Here is a 12951-nt window from a genome sequence, read left to right on the forward strand (position 1 = left end):
CTGTCCAACCTGAACTATCTTTTACAATTTTTGAATAAAAATCAATCTCAGTTTTATAATTTGTATTAGATCCATAAGAATTATTTTTATTTTCTAAAAGAAGTTTTTGTCCATTTAAATAATAATTATAATTTCTTGAACTATCTAATTTTTCATTTATTAGCTTTTGTTTAGCCTTTGTTATTTGAGATAATCCTAATAATGAAAAACCTACTCCAAGATTGCCATTTGTTTTATTTGAAGAGTTATAATTAATATTTAGACTAGGCTTAAGACCATTTATCCCTTTAGGTAACTTTATATTAAGATTATAATTTGCACTTCCATTTTTTACACTAAAATCACCTTTTGAAACACCTACTAAATCTGCATATAAATAATTACAAGTAAATACTATAATTATTTATCTATATAGTATATAAATTATCAAAGTATTAAGATTGTTTAATAGTAAAATAGGGAAAGTAAAGAGGGAAAGTTAATTTTTATTTTTTAACTTTTTCTTCCACTCTTTTTCAAATTTTTTTCTTTTTATGATAGATAGATTTTCTATAAATAGATGTCCTTCAAGATGTTCCATCTCATGTTGCCATGCAACAGCTAGGAAATCTTCACACTCCATAGTTTGTTTTTCTCCAAATCTATCATAATACTCAACTATAATATGTTGTGCTCTTTTTACCTCTTCGTTAAAACCTGGTACACTAAGGCACCCTTCAACAAAAACTTGAACTCCATCTTTATGAGTGATTACAGGATTAATCGCTTCTATTAAATCAGCTTTATCCTGCACATCCTCTTCATTTGGAAGGTTAATAACTAATACGTTTAAAGGTATTGCAACTTGAATTGCAGCAAGTCCAACTCCATTTTGGTCTATCATAGTTTCGTACATATCATCTAACAGTGTATGAAGTTCTTCATCAAACTTCTCTACATCCTTAGATTTTGTTCTAAGTATTTTATTTGGATATGTTATTACTTCTCTAATCATTTTTTTCTTTATTTATGGCTTGTTATTACTTCATCAATTAAACCATAAGAGCAAGCTTGATCTGCACTCATAAAGTTATCTCTATCAGTATCTTTTTCAATCACTTCTAAAGGTTGTCCTGTTTGTTCAGATAAAATATGATTTAAAGTATCTTTCATTCTTTGAATCTCTTTTGCCTGAATTTGAATATCAGTAGCTTGTCCTTGTGCTCCACCTAATGGTTGGTGAATCATAATTCTAGAGTGTGGTAAAGAGTATCTTTTACCTTTTACTCCAGAAGATAATAAAAATGCACCCATAGAAGCTGCTTGACCAATACAAATAGTACAAACATCTGGTTTAATATAATTCATTGTATCATAAATTGACATACCACTTGTAATTACTCCACCTGGAGAGTTGATATATAAATAGATGTCTTTATCTGGATCCTCAGCCTCTAAAAACAATAACTGAGCAACTATAGATGATGCAACTGCATCATTTACTTCTCCACTTAACATAATAATTCTATCTTTTAGAAGTCTAGAATAGATGTCGTAACTTCTTTCCCCTCTTCCGCTTTTTTCAACTACATATGGTATATAACTCATTTTTTATCCTAAGATTTATTTTCCTAATTTTTCGTCTAATAATTTAGTAATTACTTTATCTTCAATCATTGACATTTTAATAGCAGGTAAGTATCCAGCTTCTTGATATTTTTTTAATATCTCTTGTGGATTTTGACCAGTTTGCATTGCCTCATAGTATATTACTTGAGTAACTTCTTGATCATTTACCTCTACACCTTCTGCTTTTGCTAAAGCATCTACAATAAACGTAGCTTTTACAGATTTTTCAGCATCATCTTTTAATTCATCTCTGATAGCTTCAACTTTTGATGCATCTTCTTGTAATTCTTTGATTTCATCTTCTGTCATAGATCTTACTTTGTTATTTAAAGCATAGTTAATCTCTTGGTCAACTACAGCTGCTGGTAACGCAAAGTTTAATTCATTTACTAGTTTATCTAAATAAGCTGGTTTTAACTCATCTCTATAGTAAATACCTTTTGATTCAGCAGTAATTTGCTCTTCGATTTTTTCTTTTAACATATCAAGAGTAGCTTCTGCTTCACCTGGTAACATTTTTTTAGCTAAGTCATCATTGATTTCAGGAGCAACTTTTTCTTGAATTTCGTGAAGTTTTACTTTGAAAGTAGCTTCTTTACCTGCAAGATCTTTTGATTGATATTCTTCTGGGAAAGTTACAACTATATCTTTCTCTTCTTCATATTTCATACCAATTACTTGCTCTTCAAATCCTGGAATAAAAGAACCAGAACCGATCTCTAATGAATACTTTTCAGCTTTTCCACCTTCAAAAGCAACACCATCAACAAAACCTTCAAAATCGATTACAGCAAAGTCACCATCTCTAACCATTCTTTTTCTTTTGATTTTTTCTAATGGAGACATTTGTTTAGCCATGCTTTCGATTCTTTCATCAATATCTTTAGCTTCAGCTTTTTTCTCTTCAACTTCTGGTAATAATGCTTTATAGTCACCTAACTCAACAGCTGGTTTACAAGCAACTTTAATTTCTACTTCAATAGAACCATCATCTTTTTTATCAAATTTAGAAATACCTGGCTCACCAACTAAATCTTCATTTTTAATATCAAGCTCTTTTAAACCATCATTTAAAACTGCTCTTAAAGCATCACTCTCTGCATCTTCTCTTAGTTTGCTTCCATATCTTTGCTTAACTACAGCTACAGGCACTTTACCTTTTCTAAAACCTTGAACATCAAGTGTTTTTGCAGCTTGTTTTGCAATTTTTTCTATGTTTTTTTCTACTGTATCTGCAGATACTGTTGAAGTAATAACGGCATTTGCCTCATCAACTCTTTTTGCGTTAAATTCCATTAACTTTACTCCGATTTTTTTAATTTTAGTCGTGATTTTATCTTAATTTTAATAAAATACCCATTATACAAAATAAGAGAGTAAATAACTTTGCAATTTCTATACCATAATGTACTATTTTTAATGTTGATTCCAGTTTTTTTGTTGATGTTTTTAATTATTACAAATAAAGACACCTTTCAAAAGTATTTTTCTAAAGAAGTGATTGAAAAATTATCTATAAAAAATACATATATGAATAAAACAACAAGAAATATTCTTTTGTTTATTTCATTGATTTTGATGATTATATCTCTTGCTAGGCCAGTTGCAAATGAAAAAGAACAAAGCTTTAAACAAGAGGTTGCAAGTATCGTTGTAGCAATAGATGTATCAAAATCTATGTTAGCAACTGACCTTTATCCAAATAGATTAGTATTTGCAAAACAAAAACTTCTCAATCTAATAGATTTATCAAAGAAAAATGCCATAGCAGTTATACTTTTTGCAAAATCATCTTTTATACTTTCACCTGTGACGCAAGATTTTAACTCACTAAAAATTTTAGTTGAAAATTTAAATCCTGGAATAAATTTTAACAATGGTTCAAATATATTTTCTACACTTGAAACAACAAATAAACTTTTAAAAGGTTATGAAAATAAAAATTTGATTATCTTAACAGATGGTGGAAATAATGATTCTTATGAAAAAGAGATTGAATATGCAAATAAAAATAAAATCAATATTTATACAATCGCAACTGCTACAAATAAAGCAGCACCAATAAAACTTGATAATGGAGATTTTATGACTAAAAAAGATGGCAGTATTGTAACTGTTTCGTTAAATGAAAACATAAAAAATCTAAGTTTTAATACAAATGGTGGTTATATTAAGTATTCTAACTCAAATGAAGATATTAAACAAATATTAAATGATATTGACAAAAAATCTTCTAAAAAAGAGTTAGAATCAAAAAAATTCAAAACTTATACTGAACTATTTTATTATCCATTAGCAACTAGTATTTTTTTATTATTAATTGCTTTTTCTTCACTACCTAATCTGAAAAGAAAATCTACTCATTTAATCATACTTGGACTAATATTTGTATTTAATACAAACAATTTACAAGCTTTTGAATTTGATTTTAAAACTATTGAAAAAGCTGATGAGTATTATGATGAAGGAAAATACAAAGAAGCCTCTTTAGAATATAAAAAAGTAGCTAAAACACCTGAAGCAAACTACAATTTAGCAAACTCATATTACAAAAATAAAGAATTTAAAAAAGCTCAAGAAGCTTATAAAAATGTAGTAAGTGCAAATAAAGATTTAGAATTCAAAAAACTGCACAATCTTGGGAATACCTATGTTAAACTCAAAGACCTAGAAAATGCCAAAAAAATGTATGAAAATGCTTTGAAAATAAAAGAGGATAAAGAAACGAGGGAAAATCTAGAAATTGTTGAAAAGCTCTTAAAGGATAAAAACAAAAATCAACAAGAAAATAAAAACAACGATAAAGATCAACAAGAAAATAAAAACAACGATAAAAATAAACAAGAAGAAAATAAACAAGAGAATAAAAAACAAAAACAAGATAAAAATAAACAACAAGATAGTAAAAGTAAGGAAAAGAAACAAGAAAATAAAAACTCTAAAGATGAAAAAAATAATCAGCAAAACAAAGAACAAGAAAACAAAAAACTAAAAAATCAAAATAAAAAGATAAAACAAAATGAAATTTCAGATTTAGAAGAAAAAAAATGGTTAGAACAATTACAAAAAGATAAAACTCCCGTTTTATTGAAAAAAGTTAAAACCAAAAATGAAGATACATCTTCAACTCCTTGGTAGTAAATTTTTTATAAATTATTTAAAAAATTTACAACTTTATTATAAACTTCTTTATGAATAGTTTGTCTAGTTTTTTTATTTCCATCATTACAAACAAATGATGCATCTTCTTCCTCTAGGATTTTTTTAGCACCTTTTTTACATATTTGCAAAAAACTAAAATGGGAAGAATCTTTTATATCTCCATAAATAATGCTTTTTGAAAAACTATCTACTTTTGGTAAAATTTGAGTTTTAACTGGAACATTTTTATCAAACTCTGCTCCTAAAACAAGAACTGGCTTATCTATTTTTTTTAATGAATCATTTGTCATAAAAGGTACAAGACCAGGGGCAATAGCTATACTTGCTTTTACTCTTTCGTCTTTATAATCTTTTGAAGATTCTTTATAAAAATCATTGTCTAATATAGAGTATGCTTTTTTAAAATATCTACAAGATATATCATCATGTTTAGAACAAAAAGATTTTAAAGATTTCATATCTAGCTTTGCACCAGTTAGTGCCATTGAAGTATAACCACCCAAAGACAAACCTAAAGTATATATTTTATCTGTATCAATAAAGTTTTTATATTTAGATTTTAAAATAGAATCAAGCATAAAGCTTACATCTTTTGGTTGATTCCACATTTTTAATACAGTAGAAGCAGAAGAATCCCCAGTTGTATAGCCAGGATGATTTGCAGCAATTACAATATAACCAATTGAAGCCAATTTTGCGGCTAACCAAGATTGATTTTTCCAATTACCTGAAGTGCCATGCGTAAATACAATCAGTGGTGATTTCTCTTTTTTTATTAAGGCATTTTTTTTAGCTTCAAAACCTTTAAAAGCGATATTTTCTGCAAAGGTTTTATCACTTTTTTCATCTGATGGATATAGTATAATACCTTTTAAAAGTCTATTGTTATTTTTATTTAAAAACTCAAAATTATCCAATCCTACGCCAGCATAAAGATTAGAAATAGATATTAAAATAAAAAAAATTAAAATAGATTTTTTCACTAAATTCATCTAAATATTATAAACTGCAAACTATATATATTTTAATAGTTTGCAGATTTTCTCATTTGCATTAATTCTTTTTGAACTGAAATATTAATATTTTCATTTGCTTCAAAATCTAAAGCATAGTTTCTTCCATCATAATCAACAGAATTTAAAATTATTTTCATTGCTTCAAGCCTAGCTAAATGTTTATCATCACTTCTTACCACATGCCATGGTGCTGCTCTTGATGATGTTCGTCTAAGCATCTCATATTTTTTTTCAGAAAACTCTGACCATAAATCTTGAGCTTGCATATCAACTTCTGAAAACTTCCACTGTCTTAATGGATCATTGATTCTTCTATCAAATCTTCTTTTTTGTTCATCTTTTGATACAGAAAAATAAAGTTTAATAAGAATCATCCCTTGTCTTACTAAATCTTGTTCAAAATTAACTACATCTTCCATAAAAATTTCATACTCTTCTTTAGTACAAAATCCAAATATTGGTTCAACCATCGCTCTGTTATACCAAGATCTATCAAATAGTACCATCTCTCCACCAGTTGGGAAATGTTGAATATATCTTTGGAAAAACCATTGGTTTTTTTGAGTGTCTGTTGGTTTACCTAAAGCAACAACTCTATAGTGTTTGTTGTTCATATATCTTGTAATTCGTCTAATTGCACCACCTTTTCCAGAAGCATCTCTTCCTTCAAAAAGAATAATCATTCTTTTATTTTCTGCTTCTAAATAGTTTTGTAGTTTAATTAACTCAATTTGATACTGTTTTAACTCTTCTAAGTCATAAATTTTTTGAATACCATCTCTTAAAATTTGAGGGTCTAAATCTTTAAAATCTCCAAGTATTGTTTTTAATGCTTTATTTTCTTCAATCAATTCTTGATACTTATCAAAAGAAGCTTTATCTAAATTTTTTGCTTTTGATAATATTTTTTCCTCTTTTTGATTTACAATAGAATCTTTAAATTTTTGCATTAATGTAAGTGCAGCTTTTTTAGTAAGATTATCTTTTTTTGTATATCCTAAAACCTTTACATATCTTTTTTTATCATATTGAAATCTAGCTATATATTTTTTTCCAAAAGCTGGATGAGCAGCTTTAGATATATATAAACCACTATAGTTTGTCTTTTCGAAATCACTTAAATTCATTTTTTATTAGGCCTTTGCAAATTTATTTTCTTGTTCCATAACTTCTAATTCTTCTTTACCGCTAATAAGAATATCACTATCAATTTCAATATCTTTTTTATCTACTTTACTTGGATAATCAACTTGCGATAAAATATGTTTTATACAATTTATTCTAGCTTTTCTTTTATTATCACTTTTTATTACTGTCCATGGTGACAAATCAGTATTTGATGACATTAACATTGAAAACTTTGCTATAGTATATTTATCCCAGAGTTTTTGAGATTCTTTGTCTACAGGAGATAGTTTATATTGTTTTAAAGGATCAACTTCTCTTTTTTTGAATCTTCTTGCCTGCTCTTTTTTTGATACAGAAAAATAATATTTTAAAAGAATGATTCCAGATTTTACAAGCATATTTTCAAACTCTGGTACTTCTCTTAAAAATTCATGGTGTTCTTCAGGAGTACAAAATCCCATTACTGGTTCAACTCCAGCTCTGTTATACCAAGATCTGTCAAAAAGAACAATCTCTCCAGAACTAGGTAAATGCTTTGTATATCTTTGGAAATACCATTGTGATTTTTCAACATCACTTGGTTTTTCTAAAGCTACTACTCTTGCTCCCCTTGGATTTAGGTGTTCAGTGATTCTTTTTATTGTACCACCTTTTCCTGCGGCATCTCTACCTTCAAAAAGCATTAAAACTTTTAATCCTTTTTCTTTGACATGGTTTTGAAATTTTAATAATTCAATTTGAAGTCTAGTTAACTCTTTTTCATATTCTAGAGTCTCTTTTTTAACCCAAATCTGAACTTTTTTACCCTTTTCTTGGAGAATCTTTCTCTCTCTTTGATAATTCTTAGATTTGTGTTTTAAATTCTCTTCCGTATCAATTTCTTCTTCGTCTTTAAACTCTTCATTGATTATTTGTCTATCTTCACCCATCATCATTCACCTTTATGAAAGTCTAGATTTATACTCATTATATCCAAAATTATTTACAATTTGGTAACACGTATCGCTCTTTTTTAATACAATTGATGGTAACTTAATTCCATTAAAAGTAGTTGTTTTAACCATAGTATAGTGTATCATATCTTCAAGTATAATTTTATCACCTACGCTTATAGGTTTATCAAAAGAGTAGTCACCAATAATATCCCCAGCTAAGCAAGTATTACCACCAAGTCTATATGTATATTTTTTTACATTTGGTAAATCAGAATTTCTTATATCTGCTCTATATGGCATAGCTAAAGTATCAGGCATATGTGCTTCTGCCGAAGTATCTAAAATGGCTATTTGCATTCCATTCTCAACAATATCTAACACAGTTGCCATAAGGTAACCGGTCTGCCAACCTACTGCTTCACCTGGTTCTAAATATACTTCTAAATGGGGATATCTATTTTTAAAATCTTTTAAAAGTTTTATTAGTGCTTCAACATCATAGTCTTCTCTTGTAATATGATGTCCTCCACCAAAGTTTACCCATTTCATTTGAGGAAAAAACTCTGAAAATCTCTCTTCAAAGTTTTTTAAAGCACCCTCTAAAGCATCTACATTCTGCTCACATAAAGCATGAAAATGTAATCCATCTACACCTTCAAGATTATCTTCTTGAAAGTTTTTTCTAGTAATTCCTAATCTAGAAAAAGTTCCACAAGGATTATATAAATCAACTTCAACAGATGAATATTCAGGATTTACTCTAAGGCCAATAGAGGTTTTACCTCTTGCTCTCTCTTTGTATCTATCAAATTGTGAAAATGAATTAAATACTAAATGATTAGAGATATCAATAATTTCATCAATCTCTTCATCTTTAAAAGCAGGGGAAAAAGTATGAACTTCTCTTCCAAACTCTTCTTTAGCCAAGATTGCTTCATGTAAACCACTTGCACAACACCCTTTTAAATATTTTTTACATAAATCAAAGGTTGACCAAAGCGCAAAGCCTTTTAAAGCTAAAAGAATATTTACATTTGCCTCATCTTGAACTCTTTTTAAAAGCTCAAGATTTTTTATAAGAAGTTCCTCCTCACATACAAAGGCTGGGCTAGGAAGTTCATTTATATTAGTTACAATATTAGTCTTCATTATATGGTTCAAAATCCTCTTTCCCTACTCCACAGTCAGGACACTCCCAATCTTCTGGTAAATCTTCAAATGCAGTTCCTGGCTCAATACCAGTATCTTCATCTCCTAAAGCTGGGTCATAAATATAATCACATACTGTACAAATATATTTTTGCATAATAATCTCCTTAAAAAATGGTTCCCATCTTTTAAGGAACCTTTCTATTTTTACTTCTTTTAGCGAGAGAATTAAATTCTCTGTAAAGAAGCAAACCCTAAAGAAAGCAACAAGTTACTTTTAAATATTTTATTCTAATTCAAGAATTTTCCAAGGTAAACCTTGAGTCATTAACTCATCCATAAATGGTTTTGCATCAAACTCTTCTATGTTGAATACACCTTTTGCTTTCCATATACCTTTATAAAGCATTTTTGTTCCTATCATCGCAGGAACCCCTGTAGTATAACTTACAGCTTGTGCACCTGTTTCTTTGAAACACTCTTGATGGTCACATACATTATAGATATAGATTTTTTTCTTTTTACCATCTTTAATTCCATCTATAATACAACCAATGTTTGTTTTACCAACAGTTCTTGGTCCTAAGCTTGCTGGATCTGGCAAAAGTGTTGTTAAAAATTCAATTGGAATAATCTCTACACCTTTGTGCATTACAGGTTCAATACCTAACATACCAACATTTTGTAAACAATTCATATGTTGAATATATGAATCACCAAAAGTCATAAAGAATCTAATTCTTTTTAAACCTTTGATATTTTTAGATAGAGATTCTAACTCTTCATGATAAAGTAAATATGAAGGTTTTACTCCAACTTCTGGATAATCATGTTCAACTTTTATCTCTAAAGGTTTTGTTTCAATCCATTTACCATCTTCCCAATACCTACCATTTGCAGACACTTCTCTTAAATTAATTTCTGGGTTAAAGTTTGTTGCAAAAGCATAACCATGATCACCTGCATTACAATCCATAATATCTATATAATGAATTTCATCAAATAGGTTTTGTTGCGCATAAGCACAAAATACACCTGTAACACCTGGATCAAATCCTGAACCTAAAAGTCCCATTATCCCAGCATCTTTAAACTGCCCATCTCTAGCCCATTGTTCTTTATACTCAAATTTCGCTTCATCAGGATGTTCGTAATTTGCAGTATCTACATAATCAACACCTGTTTTAGTACACGCATCCATTATTGTTAAATCTTGATAAGGTAAGGCTACATTTAAAACAACTTTTGGATTAACTTTTTCTATTAATGCTACAAGCTCTTCAACACTATCAGCATCAACTTGAGCTACATCTATTTGAACATTTTGATTCTTTTTAATATCTTCTGCCATAGCTTCACATTTTGATAATGTTCTTGATGCTAAAGTAATTTTTTCAAATGTATCAATATTCATAGCACACTTAACCGTAGCAACTCTACTTACTCCACCCGCACCTATGATTAAAATACCTTTTTTATCCATTAAATTCTCCATTAAAAATATTCACAATTATATGATTACTTTTGTAAAGAAATGTTAAAATTTAGATACTACTATTATTATATTTATTTTTTATAATTATTTATGTAATTATTGTTAGAAAATATCAAAAAACTTGCAAATAAATAAGTGTTTTGATATAATTCGTTTCCTAGTTCACTTGGGGGTGACTTGGTATCGATTAGAGCACTGAGGATCAGTTGCATGTCGGCCTGAGCATGCCGTTACGCGGCTCATTTTTTTTAGACGCAAATAATACAAATTACGCTCCAGCTTACGCAAAAGCTGCGTAAGTTTAACAACTTATAAAGGACTCCCCATATTGGGTTGAGACCTTGGAGACTCACACTACAGATTCTATCTATGTAGAGTTCGTGGGTTCACACTAGATAGATTATCTTTAAAGAATTGATTGCCCTTTTTAGAGACATTTTAAATCTTAGTTTTTTTGTTGCCTTGCAGGTTGAGTTGCAATAAAGTGAAATTTTTCAACCTTTCTAAACATGTAGACGCTGGTAGTAGGTGTTTTAAGACTCCGGTTCAATCCCGGACACCTCCACCATGACTTTATTACTTAAATAAAACTCCAATAGTCCTCATATCATTTTAATCATTTAATTTTCAAAAAGTATCACAGTAAATTTTTATGTACAAAAAAGTACCTCTCATCTTTTTTCTAGGTTATCATTATCACATGACCTCTAATATTCTTCCTCTTACTCATCATATGAAAAACTTTTTGGAGTAAAAGCAAAATAAGACTCTTCTTCATGAAGAACAATTTTTTGACCTTTATTGAGGTTATTTAGGGCTTTTTCGGGAACTCTACAAACTTTACCATTAAAATACATTTGATATCCTACTAAATCAATTCTATTCCCGCAAGTATCTTTATATCCTCCACCTTTTTTAAAATCTTTTATATATACAGTTTTATCTACATATTGTTTATCTGCAATAGTATGTAGAACAACTATTAATGCTTTATCTGTTATCATTTTACTTATAAATGGGATAACAATTAATATAGATAGATATATTTTTATTTTACTTTGATTTGCTTTTTTAAAATTTTCTATATACCTTTTACTTGTTCGAAGTTTATACTCCATAAATACTAATAGACCTATACTTAAAGTAGCTGCAAAATAGTTATTCCAAGAGTTTTTATAAATTTCTTCATTTACAATTACATTAGCTATTAATGTTGCCCAAAGAAAAACAATTGTAAATATGATAGAAAGAATAATTGGTATAATGTCTTTTTTCTTTACTTCAGTATTTCCTATTTGCATCATTCTCCTTATAATTTAATTCATTATAAATGATATCTTCTTAGTTTACATTAAATTAGTAGATAAAAATATCTTACAAATACATACTTTAGTAGATGATACTCAAAAAATAATGGAAGTATTTGACGGAGAAGAACTTTTATATCTAAGAAGTAGTAATTTTGATATAAGAACTAAACACATAGATTTTGATACTTTTTTGAAAAGTATAAACAGAAACGAGGATGACGAAGGAATTCCTCCCTTAAACAGAAAGGTAGCGAAATGACTAGATTTATAAGAATTCCTGATGTAATTAAAAAAACTGGACTTGCTAAAAGTACCATTTGGTTATGGGTTAAGGAAGGTAAATTTCCTAAACCTATTAAATTAAGTCCTAGAGTTACTGTTTGGGAAGAGGAAAAAATTGAGCTATGGATAAAAACAAAATTATGATATAATTAAAACTATGAGAAAAGAAGAAATAATAAATAAATTAAAAGAACTAAAACCAATATATCAAAAAGAAGGCTTAGAAATAGTTGGAGTATTTGGTAGTTATGCTAAAGATTCTAACACAGACTATAGTGATATTGATATTGCTTATAAGCTAGATTATGAAAAATTTTCTAAAAAATATATTGGTGGTTTTTCTAAACTTCTTAGAATTGATTCAATAAAAGATGAACTACAATCTATTTTCAAACAACCAGTTGATTTTGTACCTGATACAAATAAAGAAATCATGAAGGACATAGTTTATGTCTAAAGCGATTAATCGACTAGATAAAATTTTAGAATGTATTGAAAATATTGATTTTATAATCAATGACAATAATCTTAAAATTACTCATACAATTGAAGATAGAATTATAAAACCTGCTATTAGAATGAACATAATTAGAATAGCTGAACAATTTGCAAAACTTAAAGATGATAATGAATTTAAAATACTAGAAAACTTTACAAATGAAGATTTAAAAGGTATTAGTTCAGTAAGAAATTATATTGCACATGACTATGATAGTACAGATGAAAATATTATAGAAGATGTAATAAGATACAATCTACCAATATTTAAAACTATTATTCAAGATATCAAAAAAAATTTTGAAAATTAATTTTAGGGGTCTTTTCCAAAAATGAGTTCTCAAGCCCCGATATAGATTCAACTTCGA

At 28.3% G+C, this 12951-nt stretch carries 14 protein-coding genes and 1 other RNA gene; 5 read left to right on the plus strand and 10 right to left on the minus strand.

Translation table 11 applies throughout. From position 1 onward, the window contains the following. Positions 1-478: 478 nt before the first annotated feature. The 3 genes from def to tig are packed head-to-tail and all read right to left on the minus strand — an operon-like array spanning position 479 to position 2904. The gene (gene def / locus ACKU4C_RS10995) at positions 479-994 is read right to left on the minus strand and encodes a peptide deformylase (RefSeq protein ID WP_321311934.1); all 516 of its coding nucleotides are present in this window, start codon (positions 992-994) and stop codon (positions 479-481) included. 8 nt (positions 995-1002) lie between these two features. Next, positions 1003-1587, minus strand: a complete 585-nt coding sequence (clpP, locus tag ACKU4C_RS11000; protein WP_321311936.1) for an ATP-dependent Clp endopeptidase proteolytic subunit ClpP — start codon at positions 1585-1587, stop codon at positions 1003-1005. A 15-nt stretch (positions 1588-1602) separates the two neighbouring features. After that, positions 1603-2904 (minus strand): trigger factor, encoded by a 1302-nt coding sequence (tig, locus tag ACKU4C_RS11005; RefSeq protein WP_321311938.1) that lies wholly within the window; start codon positions 2902-2904, stop codon positions 1603-1605. Positions 2905-2994: 90 nt separating this feature from the next. On the opposite strand from tig, the gene ACKU4C_RS11010 reads away from it, so the two are divergent. Then, positions 2995-4746 (plus strand): VWA domain-containing protein, encoded by a 1752-nt coding sequence (locus tag ACKU4C_RS11010; RefSeq protein WP_321311940.1) that lies wholly within the window; start codon positions 2995-2997, stop codon positions 4744-4746. 8 nt (positions 4747-4754) lie between these two features. Here ACKU4C_RS11010 and ACKU4C_RS11015 read toward each other — a convergent pair whose 3' ends face one another. The 6 genes from ACKU4C_RS11015 to ACKU4C_RS11040 form a co-directional block, all read right to left on the minus strand. Further along, positions 4755-5762: an alpha/beta fold hydrolase gene (locus tag ACKU4C_RS11015; RefSeq protein ID WP_321311942.1), complete on the minus strand. Its 1008-nt coding sequence runs from the start codon at positions 5760-5762 to the stop codon at positions 4755-4757. Between the two features lie 32 nt (positions 5763-5794). Further along, the gene (gene ppk2 / locus ACKU4C_RS11020; RefSeq protein ID WP_321311944.1) at positions 5795-6913 is read right to left on the minus strand and encodes a polyphosphate kinase 2; all 1119 of its coding nucleotides are present in this window, start codon (positions 6911-6913) and stop codon (positions 5795-5797) included. A 6-nt stretch (positions 6914-6919) separates the two neighbouring features. Next, the gene (ppk2, locus tag ACKU4C_RS11025; protein WP_321315874.1) at positions 6920-7843 is read right to left on the minus strand and encodes a polyphosphate kinase 2; all 924 of its coding nucleotides are present in this window, start codon (positions 7841-7843) and stop codon (positions 6920-6922) included. 12 nt (positions 7844-7855) lie between these two features. Continuing rightward, entirely contained in the window at positions 7856-8998 is a 1143-nt protein-coding gene (nspC, locus tag ACKU4C_RS11030; RefSeq protein WP_321311945.1) for a carboxynorspermidine decarboxylase, read from the minus strand. After that, positions 8988-9155: a rubredoxin gene (gene rd / locus ACKU4C_RS11035; RefSeq protein ID WP_320034845.1), complete on the minus strand. Its 168-nt coding sequence runs from the start codon at positions 9153-9155 to the stop codon at positions 8988-8990. The genes nspC and rd overlap by 11 nt, the downstream gene beginning before the upstream one ends. 129 nt (positions 9156-9284) lie before the next feature. Next, positions 9285-10481: a saccharopine dehydrogenase family protein gene (locus tag ACKU4C_RS11040; protein ID WP_321311948.1), complete on the minus strand. Its 1197-nt coding sequence runs from the start codon at positions 10479-10481 to the stop codon at positions 9285-9287. Between the two features lie 180 nt (positions 10482-10661). Here ACKU4C_RS11040 and ssrA point away from each other — a divergent pair. Then, positions 10662-11061: a transfer-messenger RNA gene (gene ssrA, locus ACKU4C_RS11045) on the plus strand. A 154-nt stretch (positions 11062-11215) separates the two neighbouring features. Here the strand turns inward: ssrA and ACKU4C_RS11050 are convergent. Further along, the gene (locus ACKU4C_RS11050) at positions 11216-11794 is read right to left on the minus strand and encodes a hypothetical protein (RefSeq protein WP_321311950.1); all 579 of its coding nucleotides are present in this window, start codon (positions 11792-11794) and stop codon (positions 11216-11218) included. A 264-nt stretch (positions 11795-12058) separates the two neighbouring features. Here ACKU4C_RS11050 and ACKU4C_RS11055 point away from each other — a divergent pair, with 264 nt between their 5' ends. The 3 genes from ACKU4C_RS11055 to ACKU4C_RS11065 are packed head-to-tail and all read left to right on the plus strand — an operon-like array spanning position 12059 to position 12894. Then, complete coding sequence (locus ACKU4C_RS11055; RefSeq protein WP_321311953.1) at positions 12059-12229, plus strand: AlpA family phage regulatory protein; 171 nt, start codon at positions 12059-12061, stop codon at positions 12227-12229. Positions 12230-12242: 13 nt separating this feature from the next. Further along, a complete protein-coding gene (locus tag ACKU4C_RS11060) occupies positions 12243-12542 on the plus strand; it encodes a nucleotidyltransferase domain-containing protein (protein ID WP_321311955.1) in 300 nt (99 codons plus the stop codon). Further along, the gene (locus ACKU4C_RS11065) at positions 12535-12894 is read left to right on the plus strand and encodes a HepT-like ribonuclease domain-containing protein (protein ID WP_321311956.1); all 360 of its coding nucleotides are present in this window, start codon (positions 12535-12537) and stop codon (positions 12892-12894) included. Before ACKU4C_RS11060 ends, ACKU4C_RS11065 begins: the two co-directional genes overlap by 8 nt. Positions 12895-12951: the final 57 nt, after the last annotated feature.

The sequence above is a fragment of the Halarcobacter sp. genome (assembly GCF_963676935.1).
Lineage (GTDB): Bacteria > Campylobacterota > Campylobacteria > Campylobacterales > Arcobacteraceae > Halarcobacter.

What these genes read in the sequence shown, in the direction of transcription:
- def (WP_321311934.1), bottom strand. Translation starts at nt 994, where the DNA reads ATGATTAGAGAAGTAATAACATATCCAAATAAAATACTTAGAACAAAA.
- clpP (WP_321311936.1), bottom strand. Translation starts at nt 1,587, where the DNA reads ATGAGTTATATACCATATGTAGTTGAAAAAAGCGGAAGAGGGGAAAGA.
- tig (WP_321311938.1), bottom strand. Translation starts at nt 2,904, where the DNA reads ATGGAATTTAACGCAAAAAGAGTTGATGAGGCAAATGCCGTTATTACT.
- ACKU4C_RS11015 (WP_321311942.1), bottom strand. Translation starts at nt 5,762, where the DNA reads ATGAATTTAGTGAAAAAATCTATTTTAATTTTTTTTATTTTAATATCT.
- ppk2 (WP_321311944.1), bottom strand. Translation starts at nt 6,913, where the DNA reads ATGAATTTAAGTGATTTCGAAAAGACAAACTATAGTGGTTTATATATA.
- ppk2 (WP_321315874.1), bottom strand. Translation starts at nt 7,843, where the DNA reads ATGGGTGAAGATAGACAAATAATCAATGAAGAGTTTAAAGACGAAGAA.
- nspC (WP_321311945.1), bottom strand. Translation starts at nt 8,998, where the DNA reads ATGAAGACTAATATTGTAACTAATATAAATGAACTTCCTAGCCCAGCC.
- rd (WP_320034845.1), bottom strand. Translation starts at nt 9,155, where the DNA reads ATGCAAAAATATATTTGTACAGTATGTGATTATATTTATGACCCAGCT.
- ACKU4C_RS11040 (WP_321311948.1), bottom strand. Translation starts at nt 10,481, where the DNA reads ATGGATAAAAAAGGTATTTTAATCATAGGTGCGGGTGGAGTAAGTAGA.
- ACKU4C_RS11050 (WP_321311950.1), bottom strand. Translation starts at nt 11,794, where the DNA reads ATGCAAATAGGAAATACTGAAGTAAAGAAAAAAGACATTATACCAATT.
- ACKU4C_RS11055 (WP_321311953.1), top strand. Translation starts at nt 12,059, where the DNA reads ATGACTAGATTTATAAGAATTCCTGATGTAATTAAAAAAACTGGACTT.
- ACKU4C_RS11060 (WP_321311955.1), top strand. Translation starts at nt 12,243, where the DNA reads ATGAGAAAAGAAGAAATAATAAATAAATTAAAAGAACTAAAACCAATA.
- ACKU4C_RS11065 (WP_321311956.1), top strand. Translation starts at nt 12,535, where the DNA reads ATGTCTAAAGCGATTAATCGACTAGATAAAATTTTAGAATGTATTGAA.